The sequence below is a fragment of the Paenibacillus sp. FSL R7-0216 genome (assembly GCF_037969915.1).
Lineage (GTDB): Bacteria > Bacillota > Bacilli > Paenibacillales > Paenibacillaceae > Fontibacillus > Fontibacillus rhizolycopersici.
In genome coordinates this window covers 4,942,582-4,966,253 of sequence record NZ_CP150222.1, presented here as the reverse complement: position 1 = coordinate 4,966,253, position 23,672 = coordinate 4,942,582, and the positions used below count along the sequence as shown (strand labels likewise).

At 53.8% G+C, this 23,672-nt stretch carries 21 protein-coding genes and 1 pseudogene; 12 read left to right on the top strand and 10 right to left on the bottom strand.

Annotated features, from left to right (window positions below):
* Window positions 1–10: 10 nt before the first annotated feature.
* Both MKZ15_RS22840 and MKZ15_RS22835 read right to left on the bottom strand, forming a co-directional pair.
* On the bottom strand, window positions 11–1,105 hold the full coding sequence (locus tag MKZ15_RS22840; RefSeq protein WP_339818449.1) for an endospore germination permease: 1,095 nt from the start codon (window positions 1,103–1,105) through the stop codon (window positions 11–13).
* Window positions 1,106–1,199: 94 nt separating this feature from the next.
* A complete protein-coding gene (locus MKZ15_RS22835) occupies window positions 1,200–1,973 on the bottom strand; it encodes a class I SAM-dependent methyltransferase (RefSeq protein ID WP_339818447.1) in 774 nt (257 codons plus the stop codon).
* 208 nt (window positions 1,974–2,181) lie between these two features.
* Here MKZ15_RS22835 and MKZ15_RS22830 point away from each other — a divergent pair, with 208 nt between their 5' ends.
* Together MKZ15_RS22830 and MKZ15_RS22825 are read left to right on the top strand one after the other, a co-directional pair.
* Window positions 2,182–2,583: a hypothetical protein gene (locus tag MKZ15_RS22830; RefSeq protein ID WP_193416925.1), complete on the top strand. Its 402-nt coding sequence runs from the start codon at window positions 2,182–2,184 to the stop codon at window positions 2,581–2,583.
* Window positions 2,584–2,751: 168 nt separating this feature from the next.
* The gene (locus tag MKZ15_RS22825) at window positions 2,752–5,124 is read left to right on the top strand and encodes a glycosyl hydrolase family 65 protein (protein WP_339818445.1); all 2,373 of its coding nucleotides are present in this window, start codon (window positions 2,752–2,754) and stop codon (window positions 5,122–5,124) included.
* Between the two features lie 65 nt (window positions 5,125–5,189).
* Here MKZ15_RS22825 and MKZ15_RS22820 read toward each other — a convergent pair whose 3' ends face one another.
* Window positions 5,190–7,055 carry a sialate O-acetylesterase gene (locus tag MKZ15_RS22820; RefSeq protein ID WP_339818442.1) on the bottom strand — a complete coding sequence of 622 codons (1,866 nt, stop codon included), beginning with the start codon at window positions 7,053–7,055 and terminating at the stop codon, window positions 5,190–5,192.
* A gap of 242 nt (window positions 7,056–7,297) precedes the next feature.
* Between MKZ15_RS22820 and MKZ15_RS22815 the strand changes: the two genes are divergently transcribed.
* Window positions 7,298–7,795, top strand: a complete 498-nt coding sequence (locus tag MKZ15_RS22815; RefSeq protein WP_193416927.1) for a DUF2269 family protein — start codon at window positions 7,298–7,300, stop codon at window positions 7,793–7,795.
* 118 nt (window positions 7,796–7,913) lie between these two features.
* On the opposite strand, the gene MKZ15_RS22810 is transcribed toward MKZ15_RS22815, so the two are convergent.
* From MKZ15_RS22810 to MKZ15_RS22795, 4 genes are all read right to left on the bottom strand, one after another.
* Window positions 7,914–8,609 (bottom strand): ABC transporter permease, encoded by a 696-nt coding sequence (locus MKZ15_RS22810; RefSeq protein ID WP_339818438.1) that lies wholly within the window; start codon window positions 8,607–8,609, stop codon window positions 7,914–7,916.
* Window positions 8,593–9,525, bottom strand: coding sequence for an ATP-binding cassette domain-containing protein (locus MKZ15_RS22805; protein ID WP_339818437.1), 933 nt, complete (start codon window positions 9,523–9,525; stop codon window positions 8,593–8,595). The genes MKZ15_RS22810 and MKZ15_RS22805 overlap by 17 nt, the downstream gene beginning before the upstream one ends.
* Before the next feature lie 110 nt (window positions 9,526–9,635).
* Window positions 9,636–10,592: a sensor histidine kinase gene (locus MKZ15_RS22800; protein ID WP_339818434.1), complete on the bottom strand. Its 957-nt coding sequence runs from the start codon at window positions 10,590–10,592 to the stop codon at window positions 9,636–9,638.
* On the bottom strand, window positions 10,593–11,300 hold the full coding sequence (locus MKZ15_RS22795) for a response regulator transcription factor (RefSeq protein WP_213622366.1): 708 nt from the start codon (window positions 11,298–11,300) through the stop codon (window positions 10,593–10,595).
* A gap of 181 nt (window positions 11,301–11,481) precedes the next feature.
* Between MKZ15_RS22795 and MKZ15_RS22790 the strand changes: the two genes are divergently transcribed.
* The 4 genes from MKZ15_RS22790 to MKZ15_RS22775 all read left to right on the top strand — a co-directional run bounded on the left by MKZ15_RS22790 (window position 11,482) and on the right by MKZ15_RS22775 (window position 14,046).
* Complete coding sequence (locus tag MKZ15_RS22790) at window positions 11,482–12,369, top strand: M15 family metallopeptidase (protein ID WP_193416930.1); 888 nt, start codon at window positions 11,482–11,484, stop codon at window positions 12,367–12,369.
* A 40-nt stretch (window positions 12,370–12,409) separates the two neighbouring features.
* Window positions 12,410–12,925 (top strand): VanZ family protein, encoded by a 516-nt coding sequence (locus tag MKZ15_RS22785; RefSeq protein ID WP_155604726.1) that lies wholly within the window; start codon window positions 12,410–12,412, stop codon window positions 12,923–12,925.
* A 252-nt stretch (window positions 12,926–13,177) separates the two neighbouring features.
* Window positions 13,178–13,717: an NADPH-dependent FMN reductase gene (locus tag MKZ15_RS22780; protein ID WP_059041456.1), complete on the top strand. Its 540-nt coding sequence runs from the start codon at window positions 13,178–13,180 to the stop codon at window positions 13,715–13,717.
* Window positions 13,718–13,869: 152 nt separating this feature from the next.
* A complete protein-coding gene (locus MKZ15_RS22775) occupies window positions 13,870–14,046 on the top strand; it encodes a hypothetical protein (RefSeq protein WP_167521157.1) in 177 nt (58 codons plus the stop codon).
* Between the two features lie 62 nt (window positions 14,047–14,108).
* On the opposite strand, the gene MKZ15_RS22770 is transcribed toward MKZ15_RS22775, so the two are convergent.
* The 3 genes from MKZ15_RS22770 to MKZ15_RS22760 form a co-directional block, all read right to left on the bottom strand.
* On the bottom strand, window positions 14,109–15,425 hold the full coding sequence (locus MKZ15_RS22770) for a HAMP domain-containing sensor histidine kinase (protein ID WP_339818429.1): 1,317 nt from the start codon (window positions 15,423–15,425) through the stop codon (window positions 14,109–14,111).
* Window positions 15,425–16,102 (bottom strand): response regulator transcription factor, encoded by a 678-nt coding sequence (locus MKZ15_RS22765; RefSeq protein WP_339818428.1) that lies wholly within the window; start codon window positions 16,100–16,102, stop codon window positions 15,425–15,427. The genes MKZ15_RS22770 and MKZ15_RS22765 overlap by 1 nt, the downstream gene beginning before the upstream one ends.
* Before the next feature lie 882 nt (window positions 16,103–16,984).
* Window positions 16,985–18,307 (bottom strand): MATE family efflux transporter, encoded by a 1,323-nt coding sequence (locus MKZ15_RS22760; RefSeq protein WP_240908606.1) that lies wholly within the window; start codon window positions 18,305–18,307, stop codon window positions 16,985–16,987.
* A gap of 327 nt (window positions 18,308–18,634) precedes the next feature.
* On the opposite strand from MKZ15_RS22760, the gene MKZ15_RS22755 reads away from it, so the two are divergent.
* The 5 genes and pseudogenes from MKZ15_RS22755 (at window position 18,635) to MKZ15_RS22735 (ending at window position 23,668) form a co-directional block, all read left to right on the top strand.
* The gene (locus MKZ15_RS22755; RefSeq protein WP_339818425.1) at window positions 18,635–19,654 is read left to right on the top strand and encodes an SDR family oxidoreductase; all 1,020 of its coding nucleotides are present in this window, start codon (window positions 18,635–18,637) and stop codon (window positions 19,652–19,654) included.
* A 19-nt stretch (window positions 19,655–19,673) separates the two neighbouring features.
* Window positions 19,674–20,333 (top strand): annotated as a pseudogene (locus MKZ15_RS22750) (glycerate kinase); the annotation flags it as partial.
* Between the two features lie 455 nt (window positions 20,334–20,788).
* Complete coding sequence (locus MKZ15_RS22745) at window positions 20,789–21,397, top strand: 4Fe-4S single cluster domain-containing protein (protein WP_339818422.1); 609 nt, start codon at window positions 20,789–20,791, stop codon at window positions 21,395–21,397.
* Window positions 21,381–23,024: an AAA family ATPase gene (locus tag MKZ15_RS22740; protein ID WP_339818421.1), complete on the top strand. Its 1,644-nt coding sequence runs from the start codon at window positions 21,381–21,383 to the stop codon at window positions 23,022–23,024. The genes MKZ15_RS22745 and MKZ15_RS22740 overlap by 17 nt, the downstream gene beginning before the upstream one ends.
* Before the next feature lie 14 nt (window positions 23,025–23,038).
* Entirely contained in the window at window positions 23,039–23,668 is a 630-nt protein-coding gene (locus tag MKZ15_RS22735) for a DUF2997 domain-containing protein (protein ID WP_339818419.1), read from the top strand.
* Window positions 23,669–23,672 lie beyond the last annotated feature (4 nt).

Sequence of the window (23,672 nt, the reverse complement as noted above, 5' to 3'; positions counted from 1 at the left end):
GGGCTATCGGTCATTTCCTCTGCACCCTGCTACGAATCCACGACAAGATGAGCAGAATAGCCGGTAGGATTAAAAACATCGGTACCCAGAAATAAGGAACCAAAACTTTATAATGCTGGAGATAAATATGCTCGGTAATATTCTTGGACATCGTCATCCCCAGGATTAAGGCGACGAGGGTTGCCGGAATAATCATGATGCGGTAGCTCTTCATCTTCGTTAGCTTTTGGAAGCCTTGGAGTGCGGTGAGCAGGTTGATCACGCTTTTCAACAGGGCTGTTGCAAAAAAGTATAGAACTCCGAACATCTGCAGGTTTTCAACGAAATTGCCTACGCTGATCACGCCAAGTAAGGTATAGAGCGGATAGACAAAACGGGAAAACAAATCGCTATATACCAAAATAGCCAAGACATCAAAGCTGGCAATCATCAATCCGGCCAGCAAGGTGGCGAGTAGGGTGATCTTCGTGATTTTTCCTTGGTCTTTGACATCCGGCCAGAACATGGCGAGGGCAATGCTCTCACCGAATCCTTGGGTGATCCCGTTCGGATAAGCGACATTCCATACGGGGCCCCAGCCCTCATCCAACATCGGTTGAATATGATGAGGATGCAGGACTCCCGAGCCGAAGAGCAGTAAGGTTTCCGTTATGAACATGAGGATGACAATGGGAAAAATCAATTCCCCCATCCTTGCGGTGACCTCGATTCCGCCGTAACAGCAATAGGCGGTAATAAAGGCAAAAACGCTCGTAATCACGAGCAGCGGTGTTCCGGGTAAAATCGCAGTCGAAACCATGTCCCTCGTGTCCGCAATGATTCGCCCCGTGAGGTACAAATACATGAGCGGATATAAGAAGGCAATCGGCGTACCCAGCCAGCGCCCCAGTTGGGCCGGGAACCATTCTACCAAGGTAAGTCCCGGGTTCAGATGTCTTAAAGCTGTGTACACCCCAATCACGACTAGGCCGAGTCCTAATGAGATAAGATCACCTATCCAGGCATCCCGGCCTGCCGCGCTGCCGAATCCGAAAATGATGGTCGTCCCCAGTTGGTAGATAAAGGTCATTGCAAGCAATTGATAACCGGAAATTTTATACACCATATCCCTGCTCCCTCTAAGTAGCCGAACATCAGAAAAAAATAGATGCTACTCATTGTAACCATTGGAAATATGGCACAAACCCGGGGGAAGTGATCTAGTATTTCTCCGCTATAAATACGCCATGCGACAGATGGTTCCGGTAACGCTGGAGAAAGGCTTCGTTCTCCTTAAAAAACGTCCGGACGGCGGGATCCTGCAGCGCCTCCAGGTCGAGGAAGCGGTGCGGGTCCCACGCATTCTGCCAGTCGAAGGACGAATTTTTACCGCCTTGGCCTTGGGTCGTGTTAGGGCCAGGATTCTCGCTTTCGTCAGCTCCAGTACCCGGCACCCAAGGTCGGACGCTACGGAAACCGGCATCCTGCATCATTCGCATCCATGCGGCGGCGTCAGGTAAATGCGGATTACCGTAGAGCTCGCGCATCTCCCGCTCCAGCGCCGGATGGGGTTGCGTTCGGTACAACTCGCGGTCCCATGCCTCCCCGCCCTTGCGCAGAACGCGATGATATTCCCGGAAGGCCTTCACCGGGTCGGCGGCAAACACGGTCACCGATTCGGCGATCACCGCATCGTAGGTGTCCGATCGCAGCGGGATCGCGGTAATATCCCCTTGAATCCATTCGATTTGCAATTGTTGTTGCTGCGCCCGACGCTCGGCTTTCTCCAGCATGATGACGCTTTGATCCATGGCCGTGACCTGCGCCCCCAACTGAGCCAGCAGGCAGGCCGTCCTGCCCGTTCCGCATCCGACCTCCAAGACGCGCATTCCTGGTACAACGCCGACAGACTGAATAAAGTCGAGGGTACCCTGGTACCCCCCCGGATGCGCCGAACCTTCCCCAACGGCGGCGATGATTTCGTGATAATTCATCCCTTTGTTGCCCCTCCTTTATGAAGCTCCGCCACTCCTCTCACAGCAGAATATGCCGACGCGTCTCCGGCGCGATTAAGATGGGCGTGCACCCCGGAAGGAAGGCTCTAACGATTGATTTTATTTCAAGGATCGGGACATTCGCCCTGTGCAAATCTCCCGGCGGCGAATAGGATAAATGAGCATTCGAGAGGGGAGGCACGAGTCCATGCAGCAGATTTATCCGCTTGGCGTCGACGCCTGTAAACCACACGTCGGCAAAACCGTTTGTGCGATCCTTCGAGACGGCCGCTATTATATCGGCACGATCACAGACGTGAACGAGAACGGGATCCAACTGAACGGGGGTTTCACTTCGGAAGCCAATGTTCTCTCCACCCAACCTGCCAAGGCCAAGAAGCAACTGCAGCAGTTGAAATCCAAAACCAAAGGCGCCAATAAGGCCGTCATCAAAGCCAACGAGCAAGCTCAAACGAAGGCGTTGGGTTACGGGCCGGGCTATCCGGGTTATCCAGGCTATGGAGGCTATCCGGGTTATGGTTACGGCGCCTATGCATTTGATTGGGCGGCGCTTGCTTTACTGTTCCTGATCCCGTTTCTGTTTATTTAAAGAAGCTTGTGTGGTCATGCGGCCATCAGAGTCAATTTCGTTCTGGCGAAATTCGGCTCTTTTTTTATGCGATAAAGGGTAGAAAACGCTTCAAAAATGGGCTTTCCGTTGTATAATGAACATAGTTGTAGACAAGTAGACAAGATTATGCGGAAAAGAGGTTGAACCATGTTCAGAGCCACGGAGGACCAGGAATTCTACGAGTTGCTGAGCCCTACGCTCCTGCCCAAGGCGTCGGGATTCCTATGGAACGAAACGATGATGATTCACATGAACTGCCGCGGATATGCGGTAGCCCAGTTTATGCAACCGGAACCGGCGAAGTATTCGCATGCGCCGAATCTGGAAGCGAAGACGTTCATGCAGCCGGAACAACCCTACTATGCGCACCACCCGGGTCGTTTCGTGTTTGTGAAGGACGAGGAGAACGAAAGCGTGTTTTCGGCACCCTACGAACCCGTGCGGGTAAAGACCGACAGCTACTCTTTTGCGCTCGGCCAGAGCCGGATCGTCTGGAAGGTGGAGCATCAAGGTGTGTTGGTTGAAATGAGCCTCAGCTTACCGAAGGAAGATCCTCTGGAGCTCTGGCGTGTCAAGGTGACGAACGTGTCGCAGCAAGCACGGAAGCTGAGCGTCTATCCTTACTTTACCGTGGGTTATATGTCTTGGATGAACCAATCCGGCGAATACCTTGAGGACCTGCGGGCGATCGTCTGCTCTTCGGTGACGCCTTATCAGAAATATCAGGATTACGATAAAATCAAAAATTTCCGCGACAAAACCTTCCTGATCGCAGAGCACTCGCCGGTTGCCTGGGAGGTAAACCAGGAGGCGTTCGAAGGCGAAGGGGGGATTACCCGTCCTTCTGCTTTGGAGCAATCCGAGCTGGCGAAGGGAGACGCGCGGTACGAAACACCGGTCGCGGTCATGCAATACCGGATGGAGCTGGAAGCTGGCGAATCTCGGGAATACCGCTTCCTGTTCGGACCGGCCCGGGATGAGCGGGAAATTGCGCAGATCCGGGAGGCGTATTTCGGGTCGGGAGAAGATGGGTTCTCGGCGGCAGAACGCGAATACGATCGATATATCCGGGAAGGCCGAGGTTGCATGACGATATCAACGCCGGACAAGGATCTCGATCTGTTCGTCAATCGCTGGCTGCCGCGGCAGATTTATTACCACGGGCAAACGAACCGTTTGACCACCGATCCGCAAACCCGCAATTATTTGCAGGATCACATGGGCATGAGTTACCTCAAGCCGCAGGTGGCGCGGGCTTCGTTCCTGACGGCGCTCAGCCAGCAAAAGGCGAACGGCGCTATGCCGGACGGCATTGTCCTGCACCCGGACGCCGAGCTGAAATACATTAACCAGGTTCCGCATACGGACCATTGCGTCTGGCTGCCGATTTGCCTGAGCACGTATTTGGACGAAACGGGAGACTACTCCATTCTGGAGGAGAAGGTGGCTTATGCCGACAGCGGGGAGACCGAGCCCATTTATGCTCATATTGACAAGGCCATGCGCTGGCTGATGAATGACCGGGATGAGCGCGGGCTGAACTACATTAACCAAGGTGACTGGTGCGACCCGATGAACATGGTCGGCTACAAAGGCAAAGGCGTGTCCGGCTGGTTGACCATCGCCACGGCCTACGCATTCCAAGTGTGGGCTGACATTTGCAACAACAGCGGGCGGCCGGAGGTCGCGCGGGAATACCGGGCGTCTGCGGAGGAGACAAACGCAGCGGTTAACCGCTACCTGTGGGATGGAGAGTGGTATGCTCGGGGCATCACGGACGATAACGTCGTATTTGGGGTCAGCAAGGACCAAGAGGGTCGGATCTTTATCAACCCGCAGGGTTGGTCGATGTTGAGCGGCGCGGCCGATGACGAGAAGCGCGAGAAGCTGATGCAGGCGGTGCGCGAGCAGCTGGAGACGCCGTATGGCGTGGAGAAGCTCGCCCCTTCCTACACGGCGATGCGCGAGGACGTCGGCCGGGTGACGCAGAAGCACCCGGGCTCGGCGGAGAACGGCGCGGTGTACAATCATGCCGCCGCCTTCTACATTTACGCGCTGTACGCCGTGGGCGAGCAGGAGGACGCGTTCCGTCTGCTGCGCAAAATGCTTCCCGGCCCAGATGTCCAGGACATCGTGCAACGGGGACAATTGCCCGTGTTCATCCCGAACTACTACCGGGGCGCTTATCGCCAGTTCCCGCGTACGGCGGGGCGTTCCAGCCATCTGTTCAACACGGGGACGGTGCCATGGGTTTATCGTTGCCTGATCGACGGACTGTTTGGCGTGCAGGGTACGAAGGACGGCATCCGCGTGAATCCCCAGCTTCCGAGCCATTGGAACGAGGCGACGGTCACGCGCGAATTCCGGGGCGCTACGCTGCATGTCGAGATCCAGCGCGATGCATCCGCGTCGCAGACGGAAGTGTACGCGGAAGGCGAGCTGCTGCCGGATGGCGTGCTGCGGAACGTGCAGCAGGGTAAGACTTACCGAGTGCAGGTGAAGCTCCCGGCCGGGGCCTAATCGCGTTCCGAAATAGCAACAAGCGCAAGTGCCAGGGAAGGGGTCCCTAGCGCTTGCGCTTTTTTTTATGCTTCAGTTTCAGTTGTAAACGGGAACGCAGGTAACCCCTCGCGGTTAACCAAATTCGCTTTGGCCGGGTTGTTGCTCCAGGCGTACCGTACATGGATCGGCGGTTTGACCTGCTCATGCCGCACGACCACGGTATCTCCGTCGATAACGGCCTGCGCCGGTACGAACGCCCCGTCGGGTCCGCAGACGCTGAATCCCTGCAGCGCGTTCCCATCCCGCGGGGTCAATCCGCCGCCGACCTCGGTAAAATGCAGCCGCAGCGCATCTCCCTGACGCTCCATCCGCACGAATATCGGCCCGCTGGCTACCAGCTCCGTTTCCCCGTAGGCGAGCCTACGAGCGCAGAGGGCCAACCGCTGGCCAAGTGACTTTTTGTCCTGCGGGTGCAGGTCGTTGTATTCGCCGAGGTCGATCGCCGTAGCCAACGCGGTGCGAGGAACGGCCAAGCCTTTACGCTGCTCCTCACGCAGTTCCGCCCAGTCCGTGTATGGATCGCCTTCGGGTCCAAAGTTGGCCAGTTGGACGGCGATCACCGGGAACTCGCCGATTCCCCAGGCTTCGCGCCAGTCCCGCACCATGTCCCGGAACAGTTCAGCGTAACCTGCAGGCCGGCCCGTGTTGGACTCGCCTTGATACCACAGCACCCCGGCGATGGTGAACCGCCGCAGCGGCGCGATCATGCCGTTGAAATTGCCGGCCGGCATGTAGTGGAAGAACGTCTGCGGTTCCAACGCCTCCGTTACCGCACCCACGCGGTACCTCCACGATCCGCGCAGGTCCAGCTCCTGACCGCCGGCCTTGAGCTTGTAGGGCATATCATGGACGAACGACCCCGTGTTATGCGTTGTGATGACTCTTACAGCAAGGGTGTTTTTCCCCGGTTTTAACACGCCCTGCGGCACGTTATACCGTCTCGGCGGGTACATGTACCCCGTGTTCCCGACGAGCACCCCGTTTACGTACGAATCGTCCGCATCCACGATGGTGCCGAGCGCAAGCTGCGCTTCGCCTACCGTCATCGCCACCGGCACATCGATCTCCTTACGGAACCAGACCGCCCCGCGTACGGACTCCAAGTCGCTGCCTGCCCAAGAACCCGGTACCTCGAACTCGCTCCACTCGGAAACGTCCCAATCTGCCTGATGCCATCCCTCGCGCAAACCAGCGTCCGCCTCGTTCAGCTTTGCGTACCACTGCCCGTTTCGATCCTCGTCCCGTTGCTTAGTCGCCCGTACATAGGCGTCATCCTTGCATTGCTCCAGCGTCGCCTCGTAACCGCCGATCTTCCTTAGGGTCGGCTCCGATATCCATGCTTCGATCGGCGTGCCGCCTACCGCCGTTTGAATGAGACCGATCGGCACGCCGTAGCGTTCGTAGATCTCTTTGGCAAAGAAGAAGCCTGCGGCGCTAAACCCAAGCAGTCCCTCCGGATTGGCCGTTACCCATGCGCCGCCGTCCAGATCCTCCTGCGGACCGTGAAAGTCGTAGCTCTGCGGCACTGCAAACTGGCGGATCATGGGCAAATCCAGGCCCCGGATTTCTTCCGCGAGCCGATCCAGTGTCCGTCGCACCGGCAGCTCCATATTGGATTGGCCCGCTAGTACCCACACGTCCCCGACCAGCACATCGCGAAGGACGCGCTTCTCCTCGCCGGCGGTGATCACGAGCTCATCGGGTCCGCCGGGAGCAAGTTCTTCGAGCTGCACCTCCCAGTTGCCGCCGGGATCCGCATCGGTGCAGGTGGTCATCCCGCGGAAGCCGATTTGCACTTTCTGCCCACCGCTGCTACATTGTCCTCGGAGAATAACCCTTGCATCTCGCTGCAATACCATGCCGTCGCTATAAATACCGGATAGTTTCATGGGCGCTCATCCCCTTATCGTCAAGTCTCTCTTCCTTATCATACCTAGGGAGCGCCCGTTCGGACTAGCTGCTTATGAAAGCCTTTTCCTCCGAAATGTTAGGTTGGCGTCCTCCCGCATCTCTCTGGCAAGGCCTGAAACGAACCTGCTGCGATTTCATGCAAACCGTAAAGCTTCGTCACAAGTTCACAACATTCGTCTGTTATGATGCTGGGGACAATCATTTAAAAAGGAGTTCTAAGATGAAAAAAATAGGACCTAAAGGCCTGAAATGGCTGAAAATCATCCATCTGCTGCTGGTCGTCATGTTTTTTGGCGGAATCCTTAGTTCGACGGCGCTTAATCTGCAAATCGATTTGCAGAATTACAATGAATCGTATTTAGCCTACAAGGGCTTGATTCTCATCAGCGATCATGTCGTCCGGTACGGCGCGATCGGTACCCTGCTCGTAGGGTTCGTCTATGGGTTTTTCACGAATTGGGGATTTTTTAAGCACCGCTGGGTTGGCGTTAAGTTCGTGCTGTATCTCGTGCAAACGATTATCGGCATCTTTGTAGTCGATAAGCTGATGGTGGCCAATATGAGGATGCTGGAGACGCAAGGGGCACTGGCGTTAAGCGATCCGGGCTTTCTGCAAAATCATGAAATCAGGCAGGTCTTCGTTTGGTTTCAGGTCGCGGTTACGATATTCATCATCATCATTTCGGTCTGGAAACCATGGAAGAAGAAAAAGGCCTAATCCAAGAAGGGGGTGCCCCAAAGTTTACTTTTGGGACACCCCATTATTTTGAGCGGTTCACGCACTCAACAAAAAGCATTTGCGCTGCGCCGCGGTCACTTCATTCATTTGATTGGGCTTAGCCCACATCCACCCGGTCAATATTACGGAAGCTGAGGTAAGTGATGAGAATCCCCAACACCGACAGAGACAGCGGAATCGCAATGATGGAACTGAGACTGAAGCCGAGATTGCCGGAGCATACGATCAGGACGATGACAATCGACGATACAATCGTGGCGGGAACGGATTTGTTTCTCAGGCCGATGACCAGCGGCAATAAGCACATTCCGGCAGCCCCGAAGGCTTGCATCAGCACGTTGAGGCCATGGTTGAGGAGCATTTCCGTTTGCAGCGGATCAGACAAATACCCTGTGATTGAATTGATTCCGATAAAAATAGCGTCAACCAACAGGTTGCCTATAATTACATTGGCAAAAGTCCAAACAAACACCATCGCCAGCTTAGCGAAAATCAACTTTTTGCGGTTAACGGGATAGGCAAACAACAGAGCAATCGTCTTGTCTTTGAATTCACTGATCATGAGCTTCGATAAGAGCACGGAGGCGTAAACGATGAAGGTGGCCCGAACGAGCAGATCAATCATGGACAGCAATTCGGCTTGACTCCGAAACGAAGGGTCTTCGACATTCATGGGGTCAGCAAAATAAATGACCGCCACGGATCCGGCAATGCACAGGTAGGCGATGAGCGCCCCCCAAAGGTAGCTGGTTAGGCGGCCCTTCTTGAGTTCCAGTTTAATCAGTTGAAGCATGTCTTTCCCCTCCTTTGAGCATCTCGAAGAAATACTCCTCCAGGCTATGATGCTTACGGTTGATCGATTGAATCGGCACATCGTTGGCAATAAGACCTTTGGTCAACGCCTCTTGGGACAGCTTCGGATCATAGATGCGGATGAGGTTGTCTCCGATTTGCTTGAAATTCTCAACACCCAACGTATCCACGAGAACAAAGGCGGCCAGATTCACGTTCGAGGTCACGATTTCCACGTATTCGGTCGTGGAAGCATGCACGGATTCCATAGAGACTTCGCGAAGCAATCTCCCCCCGTCGATGACGCCGATGGTGTCCGCCACTTGTTCGATTTCCCCGAGCAAATGGCTGGAAATGAGTAACGCGATTCCCCAATCGTCACGCAGCCGACGAAATAATTGGCGCATCAGCTGAATGCCTTCAGGATCTAGACCGTTGATCGGTTCATCCAGGAGCAGCAGCTCCGGCCGGGTAGAGATGGCCCGTGCGATCCCGAGCCGCTGCTTCATTCCGAGAGAGAACTGTTTGACCGGCTTATCCTGGGTGCCGATCAACTGCACCATCTCCAGTGCCTCGCGAATGGCGTCTTTCTTGTAGTAACCCATATACTCGGCATGCAGCTCCAAATTTTGCTCTGCCGTCAGCTTCTCGTAGAACACCGGCGTTTCAATCAAATGGCCGATGCGCTTCAGATGCTCTGTTGCCCCAGGTAGGAGCTTCTCCCCGAAAAGCTCAATTTCGCCGCCGGTGGGTCTGACTAACCCCAGTAACATCTTCATGACGGTTGATTTGCCGGCCCCGTTAGGTCCGAGAAATCCGTAGATCTCGCCCCGGCGCAGGGTCATATTTACGCCGGAAACCACTTCCGTCGTTCCGTAGCTCTTGATGAGTTGATGCGTTCTTACGATTTCTTTCATGGTCTCACTCCCCTTGTTTCTTTACCCTTACTCTTAGCGTAATCGGGGAAACTCTCTTTTCTATGTCATAGATCTTACTTATTTCTTACTTCGGAACAATCGTTCCTCCCTCAAGCCCGCTTCGATCGAGGGAGGGTGACGGTAAAGCAAGTGCGTACGCCCGGCGTGCTCTCCAGCTCGAGGGTACCCTTCAATCGCTCGGCAAGCCGCTTGGCGATGGTCAGGCCGAGCCCGCTGCCTTGCATCTTCCGGTTGCGCGAGTCTTCCATGGTATACATTCGCTCGAACACCCGAGCTTGTTCGGTTCTTGAGATGCCACGCCCTCGATCGATCACTTGGAGGGTGACGTGGTTCTCCGAAGATCGAAGCGATAACCCTAAATAGCGTCCCTCCGCTCCGTATCGCATCGCGTTAGACAGCAAGTTGTCCAGTATACGGGATAACGCTTCTTCATTGGCATACACCCATATGGGGCTCTCAGGCAAATCGATATCGACCTGAAATCCTTGCTCAGAGAGAAGGTCGAAATAAGCTAGGATTCGCTGACGACTGATCTCTCCTGCATCGATCACCGACAGGGGGAGATCCAAATCGCCCGATTCCAGCCTGGCTAAATCGAAGAAAGTGTTGATGAGCTCATGGACCTGAGCCGTTTTCTTATGGACCTCCCCAAGCATCCTCCGGCGTTCTTCCTCCGGCAGGTCCGTCTGCTGAGAGAGCATTTCGGCATAGCCCATGATGACGGTCAGCGGCGTCTTTAAATCATGCGAGACGTTGGATAACATCATGCGCATCGCCCGCTCCATGCCGGCATAATCCGTGGCCGATTGACCTGCTCGGTCAAGCAGGCCATTGATCGTTTGCAACAATTCCCGCAGTTCGGGAAGGGGAGTTAGGGTAAGAATACGTTCCTGCGTTATGGGATGCCGGGGATCGTTGAAGGGCATGAGCTTGCGGTTGATGTAAGTAATCTCCTTTCGAAGCGCAAGGTTTGTCCTATGTTGATTGAGGTATAATATCGCCAGCACGGCGATGGGGATGAACAGCAACCACCCGTAATCCGTCATTCACCCTTCCCCCAGTCGGTACCCAATTCCCCAAAGCGTTCGAATATACCGGGGATTTGACGGATCGTCTTCGATCTTCTCTCGCAGCCTTCTCATATGTACGTTAATGACGTTATCATCATTGAAATATTCCTCGTTCCAAACCAGTTGATAGAGCATGGCCTTGGTGTATACCCGTGTCGGATGCTGAAGGAACAGCTTCAGTATATGAAACTCTTTTGACGTCAGTAAGATCTCCTTGCCTCGCTTGGTGACCGTAAAATTGCCGGGGTCGACCGTCAAGTCGCCGACGGACAATAACTTGAGGTCTGACGCCTGCCCGGATTCATCCGGGTTCGAATATAATGTTGCCCGTCGGATGGAGGCTTGCACGCGGGCAGCCAACTCGATGAGCGAGAAAGGTTTAGCGATATAATCATCGGCACCTAGCCGCAGGCCCAGTGCCTTCTCGACTTCGTTGTCCTTCGCGGACAAGATCAGAATGGGGATGCTGCTCTCTTTTCGAATATGCTCTAGGATGTCGAGACCGCTTCGTTTAGGCAACATGAGATCCAGTAAAACCAGATCATAGCTCGCGGATGCGAATTGACGGAGCGCTTCCTCGCCATCCTGAGCCAAGGTGATCTTATAGCCCTCTTTGGACAGGTAATCCTTGACCATCGCGCTGATGGCTGGATCGTCTTCAATCATTAGTAGATGGCCTTCCATGATTTCGCCTCTCCTCTTGGAATTTACCCCCTATTCTAAGCTAGGAGATGTTATTCCACAAGCAAAGTTCGTGTGCACGGGATACGAGTATGCGATTTAAGAAAAACTTTATTTTTTACCCCCAATCTTCTTAAACAATGTGACCTATGCTAAAGAGGAAGAAAAGCTAGGAGGTACCCAAGTGAAAAAATGGATGATATGCCTCATGGTCCTGGTACTGCTGGGATTTGGGGTTACGAAATTTAAAGCGAGTATGGCCCGGACGCCGCAAGATACGACGTCGCCGTTACAGGTCGATAAATCCTATAACGTTCCGGAATCTTCCTCGGTGGTAGAGGGATTATCGATCGACGTCACCAAAGAGATGGTTTATCAAGGCGATTTGCTGCTGGTGAACAAAGACCATCCCGTCCCGAAAGAGCTGCATCCCGAATCGGAGGCGGTCAGTCTGATTCGGAATGCCGAGCTGATCAACGGGTTCGGGGTGTTGGATAATAAAGTGTTGTTGTCGCCGCGGATGGCAGACCGGTTTGCAACGATGGTTCAGGCTGCCGGGGAGGAAGGGATCAATCATTTCCTGATCAGCAGCGGGTACCGGGATGAGCAGAAGCAGGACGAGCTATACCGCCAAATGGGCTCAAAACTGGCTCTGCCCGCCGGATACAGCGAGCATAACCTCGGCCTGTCGCTGGACATCGGATCTTCTCAAGCAGAGATGAACCTTGCTCCCGAAGGTCAGTGGTTGAAGGAGAATGCGTGGAAGTATGGATTTATTTTGCGGTATCCGGACGACAAAACGGCGATTACGGGCATTCAATTTGAACCTTGGCATTTCCGGTATGTCGGCCTGCCGCATAGCGCGATCATTCACGAAAATGGGCTCGTGCTGGAGCAATACATGGATTATTTGAGAGAGCAAAAGGCGGTGAGTCTAACCGTGCAAGGCCATAACTATCAGGTGTTCTATTATCCGGTTACAAAGGATCAGACGATCCGGGTGCCGGCACAGGGAAAATACGAAATATCCGGCAACAACATGGATGGGATTATTGTAACCGTACGGGATTAGACAGGCGGCAAAAAAGACATCATGAAAGCGAGGGGAAAGAATGCAAACGGAAAGTTGGTTGAAATACGCAAGCGTTCGGGTGCTGTTTGCCTTATATCTAAGTCTCTTGGTGAAAATCATCCTGTTCAAGTTTCACGATATCGAACTGGGTTTCCTCTGGGAACAATTGCAGGTTAGCTTGCACTACCCGAGAATGGTCTTCCGGAGATTGCAGGAGGGCAATCTCGTTCCATTGAAGGAAATCACCCGAAGCCTGGAGGTCATGACGCCGCATGACTTGGTTAACGTCTTCGGCAATGTGATGATCTTCATCCCGTTTGGGATTCTGCTGGGGATCATGTTCCGGGAAAAAGGCATTAACGGCGTGGAGACGATCCTTTACGCATTCGTGGTCAGTCTGAGCCTGGAATGTGCCCAACTGTTGCTGGCGATCGGCCGGTTTGACGTGGACGATCTGCTCTTAAATACAGGAGGAGCATTGCTCGGTTATTTCATGTACATTGTGTTTTCCGCGGCGCGAGATTCGCATGCCGTGGTGCGGACAGGAGAAGGTTGAATATTAGAGTGATAGCGTAGGGGGGCTGCCGGAATCGGCAGCCTTTAGTTCGTTTAGGCGGAGGACATCCTCACAAACTTTTTGTAAGCTGCTTGACAAAAGGAACCTAGACGGATATCATTATCTCTAGTTCGAATAATCCGAATTTAAGACATTGGAGAAGTTCGGGAATGATACTTGGTGGTGTGACATATGAGTTTTTGGGGTAAATTATTAGGTAGAACATCTCAACCAATCGAGGAGGAAAAAATGATGTCTAAGTTGAATATTGGAATTATCTTGGGAAGCACGCGCGAAGGTCGCGTAAGCCCGCAAGTAGGCGAATGGGTGAAGAAACATGCGGACGCTCGGGGCGACGCAAACTATGAAATTATCGACATCGCTGATTTCAAACTGCCGCTGCTCGGGGAAGCAGACGCAAGCGAGCAAGCCGCTGCTTGGAATAACAAGCTGAACGGCCTGGACGGCTTCGTCTTCATCGTACAAGAATACAACCACAGCATTACCGGCGCTTTGAAGAACGCGCTTGACTATGCGCGTGAAGCTTGGAACAACAAAGCAGCCGGGATCGTCAGCTACGGCTCCGTGGGCGGCGCTCGTGCCGCTGAGCATCTGCGCGGGATCCTGGGTGAGTTGATGGTTGCCGACGTGCGTGTGCACGTAGCGCTGTCCCTGTTCACCGACTTCGAAAACTATAGTGTCTTCAAGCCGGCTGATCTGCATCAAACGAACTTGAACGACATGCTGGACCAAGTGTTGGCTTGGAGCGGCGCTCTAAAAACGCTGCGTTAAGATCCGTCCCGATCTTCTATATCCCCCCTGTGCCTCTATTTAATGGCGCAGGGGTTTTTGCATGAAGGCCGGAGGGGTGCCATTGATGTGAGGTTTGTCATATCGACGAGGCTGCCGCTTTTGCTAATTGTAGCTTAGGAGGTGGATGACGCATGAAAGTCAATTATCCCTTGAAGGGGAATGCAGATCTCAAGGAAATCAAGGAATCCCTTAAACCGTTTGGCGGACGCTGCGCCAAAATCGTAGAAGGTACGTTGGAATATCAAGTCAAGGATGAGAACGAAAAAGCCGCGTATGAAGCAATGAAAGAAAAGGGTTATATCAGCTAACCCAGTGATAGAAACAAGAAGGCGTCCCCGCCACGAAGTTATGGCATGGGGGACGCCTTCTTTTATTGGAAGAGGTGCACGTAGAACGTGGTGGACTGGCCTAAGGTGCTTTTGGCATAAATCCGGCCTTTATGCTGCTCAACAATCGACTTCGCGATCGCCAGCCCCAGTCCATAACCGCCTTGTTTGCGCGCCCGCGAGGCGTCCGTCCGGTAGAAGCGGTCGAAGATCCGCGGCAGATGCTCGGGCGGGATACCCTCCCCGGTGTTGGTGACTGCCAGGATCACGTCATTATGCGGCTTCTTAAGCGACAGGATGATCTCCCCGTTAGGATTGGCATACTTCACCGCGTTATCCAGCAGGATCATGATGACCTGTTTGATTTGTTCCGGGTTACCGTAGGCGGTGAGTTCGGGTTCGATGTCGTAGTTCAGGACCAATTCTTTCTCGAAAATAACCGCCTCCATCGTCAGCAGCACGCTTTCCACTGCCTCGCTCAGATCAAATCGGGAGAACAGGACGGTCGCTTTGGCATCGTCCATTTCGGTCAAATACAGCAAGTCGCGGGTTAACTTGGACATTCGCTCGGTTTCCGACTTGATATAGTGCAGCCACTTGGCCTGCCGGGAGATCTTCTCCTCTGGATTGGTCAGCAGCACGTCCGCGTTGGTGTTGATGATGGCCAGCGGCGTCTTTAATTCGTGCGAAGCGTCGGCGATAAATTGCTTTTGTTTATCAAAGGCTTCCTTGACCGGCGCGATCGCCCGATTGGCAAAATATCGGCTGGCAAAATACAAGGCGATCAGCATCCCCACCCCCACGGCGGAGAAGGTATAGATCAGATTGGTCAGGATCTCCTTCCGGGCCGTCACGTCCAGGAAGACCAGCATATACCCGTTGCCGATGGGCCGCACGTTAAAGATCCAGCGGCTGCCGTCCAAGCTGAATTGCCCGGTTTCGCGTTGCTCGGCCGCCGCCTCCTTCAGCGCCTGTTGGTAGAACGCCTCATCCATCTCGAACTTGGACATATAGGAGACGAGCCCAAAATCGGGGTCGGCCAGCAGCATAAACGACACGGAGCGGTCCATCGGGGCTTCTCCGGATCGATTCAGCGGCCCGCTGCCGCGAGGTGAACTACCATCCATGTCCCCGCTCATGCCGCCCCCCATGCCTCGATCATTGAGACCTGCACCCATCCGCATCTCGTTATGGCCGGGTGATTTTTCATAAGATTCCATGACTTGGCGCAAATCCATGTCGATATCGGTCTGTACGTTGCGATAAGTGATGATATAAATGGCTGCGAATGCCACCAGCATCATAATGGAAATCGTCAGCAGGTTGACGATCAGAAACCGGTTCCTGAGTTTCGTGAACATTAGGGGGTCACCTCTAGAACGTACCCGACGCCCCGGATCGTGCCGATCCGGACGGCGGAATGGAGGAACGTAAATTTTTTACGCAAAAAAGAAATATACACTTCGACGTTGTTATGCTCCACCTCGGAATCAAATCCCCATAGCTTTTCGATGATCTGTTCCTTGGAGGTTACGGCCTGCTTGCGGTTGATTAACAGCTCCAGCAGTTCGCATTCCTTCAGGTTCAGCTTGATTTCCTTCCCTTGGGAGGAGAGCTTTAGGTTCGTCGTATTGAGTTCGATGTCGCCGAATTTCAGGGCATCCTCCGGGATGACCTCGCCTTTCCGCCGGAGCGCGGCCCGGATGCGGGCCAGCAGCTCTTCCGTCGAAAACGGCTTGGCGATGTAATCGTCGGCCCCATAATCGAGCCCGGACACCTTATCCTCAATCTCCCCTTTAGCGGTCAGCAGGATAACGGGGGTGGAGATGCCCTCAGCGCGGAGCGTCTTCAGCACAGTGAATCCGTCCATCTTCGGCATCATCACGTCCAGCAGCAACAAATCATAGATGCCGCTCTGTGCGTTATCCAACCCCGCCTCGCCGTCATGAACCACATCCACGGAATAGTGGTGTTTTTTTAAGATCTGAGATAGGGCTTCGGCCAAATGAACCTCATCTTCAGCAATTAATATTCTCATCTGGGATGCCTTCCTCTACAGGTTATTCACAAATCTAGGGCTACTCTAATGTAGCCATTATATCAGGATAACCTTTAATCAACCTTAAGCGGGAGCTCGAAGTGGCGGGTAAGCCAAATTAGTGATCAGGTAACTGGATCTAAACAGACCACGCCGGCGCTTGCGCTGATCAGGAACGCTATTGGGGCAAATTCGGCGTTCTAGAAACTCTAACGCTTCTGAGCAACGCTATTTCGGAGAAAACCCCCGATTTGAGCCCCGAAAACAGCAAATAAGCTCTGTGATCCGCGTTAGAATTGGAAAACGGCGATTTTGGCTGATATAAGCCGTGTGGCAAGCGTTAGAGGTTAAGTAGGTTGAAGTTGCTGTTGTTGTACCTGAGGCGAAATAAGGTTAGCTGGTGCAGGCATGTCCTAAGGGGCTCGAAGTGGCAGGAAAGCAAGTAACTAAATGTGTTGTGGTCGATCGTGGAGGAGCTTGGGGCGCAAATAGTATAGATTCTGCGAATCTCTGGAGTGAACTAGTTGCAGTCACGTGTAACGGACCGAAATGACCTTATTTGTTCATTTTCTGGTTATTTCCCGCTGTAACGGACTCCATAGGCCTTAAATAGTCGGTTCGACGTCAATTCAGCTACTTTAGTACGAAATAAGGTCACCTGGGTCCGTTAGATTCGAGCAAGTGTCTATACCCAACAATTAGCGTCTCTGAGGTCCGTTAGCGCGGGAGTAGCCTTTGCGGAGTGAGATTATTACTTGGCACTTGGAGGTTACGTGAGCAGCGGAGGGCCCGGCTGGATGCAAGATTCGACGCCGGATAATCGCCCCCGAATACGCTTCGTGATCCCGAAGTTGATTGTTTGGACTACGACTTACCGTTGAGTTAGATCAGCTTATGCGCGTACCATTTCTTCCCGCGGAACCGCCAGAGGAAAAGGGCCCCGCGCACGCCCCATTCGCTGCACATCGCCAGCCAGACACCCAAGATGCCAAGGCCAAGCACGATGCCGAGAATGTAGCCGAGAATGACCCGGAACAGCCACATCGTCAACATCGAGGTGATTGAAGTGAAACGTGAGTCGCCCGCTGCCCGCAGTGCGGATGGCAAGATGAAGCTGATCGGCCAGAGAGGGATCTGGGCAATGGAGCTCACCAGGAGCACAAGGAAGATGTCGCCTACAATTTCGGTTGGCGGAGCGAAGATGCTTACGAGCGGTCGGAACAATGGCAGTAGAATCAAGCTGATGATAGCCAGCGACCCCGAGCCGAGCCAGAGGAAGGACTTGATGAACTTCCGCGCATCGCCTACGCTACCGCTGCCAATGCATTGGCCAACCACGGTTACGATCGTAAGCGACAGGGCGCTGGCGGGAATTTGGAACACCCCAGCGAGGGAACCGCCGATGGCATTTGTCGCAATGGCGTAGGTGCCTAGACTAACGATAAATACCTGAGTTAGCAGTTTACCGCCATTAAAGAACAGCTGCTCGGCCGCGAACGGAATCCCGATGAACATGATTTTGCGCAGCATTTCGAGAGGGAAGTGGAATAGGTCGCGTAGTTGCAGGTGCAAGGAGGCTTCCATTTTGAACAGATAATACAGCGCGCAGATCGCGCCTGCAAACCGGGCGATATTGATCGCTAGCGTCATGCCGAAGACGCCCATATCCAGAAGGGTAATCAGCAGGATGTTCAGCAGCACGTAGAGCAGGTTCATAATTAACGACAGGGTTAAAGAAGCCCGAGTTTTGCCGATGCCCCGCAGGGCGGAGCAGACGGCCTGGACCACAGCTAATCCTGTGTAGGAGATGCTGCTGCCGATCAAATAGACGCGGGCGTTGTCCAGTACATCCGCGGATGCGGCGCCGAACAGCAGCTTCAGAATCGGATTATGAAATCCGATCAGGAGCAGGGCGATCCCGACGGCAAGCAGGGACACCGAAGTGACCGTTGCCGCTGAAGCGCGGGAGACATTACGGTCGTTGCGGCTGCCTTTGTATTGAGCGACCACCACCGTACCCCCGGTCGCGACGGCGACAAACACGCTGATCAAGAAGATATTCAGCGAGTCGACGATGTTGACCGCGCTGACGGCGGCGACGCCGGACGAGCTGATCATGGCGGTATTGACTAAGTTGAGGCCGATGATAAATGCCTGATCGATCAGAATCGGTAGAAACAGAGCGAAGATCTGCCGGTAGTCCATGGACTCGCCGGACAGATGCTTTTCCAGGAAGACGTTATTTTGTAGACGCGCGAAAATGGGCTTCAATAGACATCACTTTCTTTTCTATATAGTTAGAAAACAGTTTACCCCTATTATCGGACATTTCGTCACAAGGCTAAAGCAACAAAGCAACCCCGGCTTTCTTGACCGGGTAGGGTTGAAGATACCATTATCGGAAGAACGATGTCAATGCGATTACGCATCCTTCTGGCGGGGCGGCAGCTGCAGGGCATGCGATTTGGAAAATGCGGTGGTAGGTGTTACCATGGAGGGGATTGGGCGAATTTGATTTGGGAGGGGATTGTTTTGAAAGCGCTATTTATCGGAGGCACCGGGACGATCAGTTCCGCGATTACGAGACAGTTGGCGGAGGACAGCTCCTGGGAGTTGTACCTGTTGAATCGGGGGAACCGCAGTAAAGAGTTGCCGTCCGGCGTACATGTCATTGAGGCCGATATCCATCAGGAAGCTGAGGTGGCTGCAAAGCTCGAGGGTCATACTTTCGATGTGGTGGCGGACTTCATCGCCTTTGAACCGGCGCAGTTGGAGCGGGATGTTCGATTATTCGCTGGGAAAACCAAGCAGTTTATGTTTATCAGCTCGGCTTCGGCGTATCAAACCCCTTTGTCGGATTACAGAATCACCGAAGGGACACCGCTGTCCAATCCTTATTGGGCCTACTCCCGCAACAAAATCGCTTGCGAGGAATATTTGATGCAGCAGTATCGCGAGCAGGGATTCCCGATCACCATCGTGCGGCCGAGCCACACCTATGATGAGCGTTCGATCCCGCTGGGCGTTCACGGCAACAAGGGTTCTTGGCAAGTGGCCCAGCGCATGCTGGAGAACAAACCGGTCTTGATTCATGGCGACGGTTCGTCGTTGTGGACGTTAACGCATAACAGCGATTTTGCCAAAGGCTTTATCGGGTTGATGGGCAACCTTCATGCCATCGGCGAATCGGTCCATATCACGTCAGACGAAAGCGTAACTTGGAACCAAATTCATGAAATCATTGCGGATGCCCTGGGCGTGAAGCTGCGTACGTTGCACATCGCTTCTGACTTTCTTGCGGACAACGGGCCTTACGATTTCCGCGGCGGGCTGCTGGGCGACAAGGCAAATACGGTCGTCTTCGACAATGCCAAGCTGAAACGGCTGGTGCCTGGCTTTACGGCGACGGTTCGTGTGGATCAAGGCATCCGACGGACGGTGGAGCATATCCTGGCGCATCCTGAGCTTCAGGTGGCGGATCCAGAATTCGACGCTTGGAGCGATCGAGTTGTCGGAGCGATGGAAGCGGCAACGAAGCTGATGAGGGAATAGGCGGGAGGCCCCGATAAGCATGGTACGGCAACCCACGTTTGTGTTGGCGTCGGATTCTTTTAAGGAGAGCATGACGGCCAAGGAAGTATGTCTGGCGATGGAAGAAGGGCTGCGCAAGGCGTTTCCGGACGCGCGTTATGTTCATGTTCAGATGGCTGACGGCGGAGAAGGAACCGTTCAAGCCTTGGTTGACGCCACAGGCGGGCGGCTGTTCTCGCTGGAGGTGACGGGGTCGCTCGGCGAGCCGGTTACGGCGCAGTACGGGCTGCTGGGCGACGGGGAGACGGCGGCCATCGAATTGGCTTCGGCCAGCGGGCTCCAGCAGGTGCCGACGGATCGGCGCGACCCGCTGCAGACCACAACGTACGGCAACGGCGAGCTGATCCGCGCTTGCCTCGATCAGGGCGTGCGCCGGATCATCGTGGGCCTTGGCGGCAGCGCCACGAACGACGGCGGTGCCGGGATGGCCGAGGCGCTGGGCGCGCGGTTCCTGGACGCGTCGGGCCGGTCGCTGCCGCGCGGCGGGGGCCGCCTCGGGGAGTTGGCGCGGATTGACGTATCCGCGCTCGATCCGCGGCTGCAGCAGACGCGCCTGATCGTGGCTTGCGACGTCGACAACCCGCTCTGCGGCGAGCGCGGCGCCGCCGCCAGGCCGCTGGGTCCGGCCAGGCCAGCCTCGCTGCGCCCGCTTCGCCGCCCAAAAGGGAGAAATGTTGTATTTCCTACAACATTTCTCCCTTTTTTCTTGCCCCTGCGGGGCAAATGTTGCAAAAGCTGCAACATTTAAGCCCGCCCCGGGCCGTACCGCTGGTAAATGTTTCACTTTATGCAACATTTCACTCCCCCGGCCCGCCAAGTAGCCCGGAATGTTGCACAATATGCAACATTTCGGGCCAATTAGGCCTATATAGCAGGAAAATTGTTGGATTATGGAGAATAACTGGTAAAGCTGCTAGGTCGGGAGTAGGAACTCCGAGAAACTAATTATTATTTAAGTGTCACACACCTCAGAAATCACCTTCACGTTTTGCGCACTCTTCTACAGCCTGATAACTCCAACATACCTTAGTTCTACCATGACATGTGTCAACACCATGATGAATTCGCCAACTCGATGAGAAAGGAATAAATGCTGTGACCGCTAAAATATTCGTTCACGAAGTAAGCCGTGCCAGTCTGGTTAACGGTCCGGGTACTCGTGCGGTCGTATGGGTACAGGGCTGCAGTATCGGTTGCCCTGGATGCTTTAATCCCGAGACGCATGCCGCTCATTCCGATTCGGATGGGGGAAGCGACCCTGAGGAACTGGGCAAATCGTTGGGACACCTTGCGGTTGATGGCCTAACCGTATCAGGTGGAGAGCCGTTAGAGCAACCAGAGGCCGTTGCTGCGTTAATCGAAGCTTTCCGGAAGGTGAATCCCGGAACGGTGCTTATTTTTAGTGGTCTTTCGCCTAAGCGGATATTTGCTTCGCCAGAGGCTCGACAAACGATCCTGCTGGCGGATGCGGTGCTGGCCGGTCCTTACGTGGAGGGGGATCGTTCATCCGGGATTTGGAGCGGCAAGCAGCTGATTCTGGTCACAGACCGAATCTATCCGGAGGAACTGACACCGGAAAAGCGCTTGGAAGTATCGCTACAGTCCAGCGGGCAGATTCGGTTGTCCGGATATCCAGGCCTGATGGAGCGGGGATTATTTTCGAAACTAATGAAAGTAGGGTTCCAAGATGATGACAAGGGATGAATTCACTCAGGAGCTAGAAGTACTGATTCGTGCGCGTTATGGCATTATTCTGATTAATACGTTGGAAGAAGAACGGGCTGTGGACATCCTCAAAGCCATGGCTCGCAAATTAAATAAGCGTTTGATGTTGTGGTCCTGCACTCGCGGACTAATTACAGAGAACGATACGGCAGTCGATCCGGAGACAGTGGACCTCATGACGGCGATTGCACGTGTCGAACAGTTGGCTAACGAGCCTTCTTTGTTCGTATGGCTTGACCTCCAATCCACCCTGAACAGTTCACCGGTATACATCCGCCGCTTCAAGGAGCTGTCACAGGAGATCCGGGAACGCATGCCGTCCAACTCCATTATTGTAGGGCCGCTCATCGATATCCCCGCCGAGTTACAAAAGGAAGTTACGATTATCGATATGCCGTACCCTGGTCTGGATGAGGTAAAAGCGATCATTTCGCAATTTGCTCGGCAATATTCCGATCGCACTGACTTAACCATCGATTGCTCTGAACCTACATTAGATGCCCTAGGTAGAGCGGCAATCGGTTTGTCCAAGACGGAAATCGAAAATTGCCTTGCAAAGTCGCTGGTGAAGCATAAGAGGATTTCCATGGAGGACATCGACTTTATTTTGGAGGAGAAGAAGCAGAACATCCGTAAGGCGGGTATTTTGGAATATGTAGAAACAGAGAATCTGGAAACCTCTGATATCGGCGGATTGGATAATATGAAAAAATGGCTGGAAATCCGTAAGCAGGCTTACACGCCGGAAGCGGAACAGTTCGGCATCGGTTGGCCCAAAGGTGTTCTGCTCGTCGGGGTGCCGGGTTGCGGAAAGAGCCTTAGCGCAAAATGCGTAGCCGCTTCATGGAAAATGCCACTGCTCCGTCTAGATCTCGGTCGTGTATTCGGCATGTACGTCGGTACCTCCGAAGCAAATATTCGTATGGCTTTATCGATGTGTGAAGCAGTTTCCCCGTCAATTCTCTGGATCGATGAGATTGAGAAGGCGTTGTCCGGTCAAGCCAGCAGCAATCAGACCGACGGGGGAACGACGTCGCGGGTATTCGGCACGATTTTGACTTGGATGCAGGAGAAGAAAAGCCCGGTATTTGTGTTTGCTACGGCAAACAATATCGCCAGCCTGCCGCCGGAGTTACTGCGGAAAGGCCGGTTCGACGAGATTTTCTTCGTTGATTTGCCGAACGAACAGGAGCGTGCAGAAATATTCCGCATCCACATTAAGCGAATTGGACGTAATCCGGATCAGTACGATATAGCCAAGATGGTGCAACTGTCTGGTGAGCAGACCTTTGGTGACGGTGTCCGCTTAACCGGTTCGGAGATCGAAGCTTGCGTTAATCAGGCGTTGTTGGAGGCTTTCTTCGTGAAAAATTCAAAAAATCATCCGGATAGCGATGTCACTTCGGCGGACATCGAGCGGGCGATTCAGCATTCCGTGCCGTTGAGTCGGGTCCGCAAGGAAGACATCGGTTATATGCGTTCTTGGGCCACAGAGAATGCGGTGCGAGCTAGTCTCTCACCGGAGCAGGTACAGCCTGCTGCGACGGCGGCGCTGGGTACCACGGGATCCGGGGAAGTCACGGGCGGACGTAATATCGACTTTTAGAACGGAGGAAGCATATGAGCCATTGCACGACGTATCCTATGGTTTTTCAGGATAAATGCCTATTGTTTAAGGCCATGCGGGACTTGGAGATGGAACCGGAGAACGTTGCATGGGAGATGTACGGATCGAGCCTATTAAAGGGTTTGGGTATTGGGGGAGAATCGATCGGAAAGCTCCTGACCGGAAGCAAGTACGGCCTGAATTTAACCTTCGAGGAGACGGAGCAAGGCCTCCAGCCGATGTTTGAAACGGATGCCTTATTCGGCGAAGAACGCGCGATAGTAGAAGAGAGGCTTTTGTCTGAAGTGGAGACTGCTTACCTGCGCTGCGCGGTGGAAGAGACCGCGAAGAAATATCGGGAATCCGGGTTATTCGCAGAAGTTCGGGAGAAAAGAACCGAAGAAGGCGTCTCGTTCGTCCTGAAATTCGGCACGGGGAATAAATCAGTCACGGTCACAAAAAGCCCGGACGGGGTCATCGAAGAAACCGTTCAAGGGGTTATGGGGCGTTCCTGCACAGATGCTACCGCTCCGCTCGAACGTCTGCTCTCCAGCGCTAATACGCCTGTCGAACGGACATGGACTCCGGCTTATCAAGCAAACGTGGAGGATCGGGAATTGAAGGTATTAAGGTTAACTCGGTAGAAGC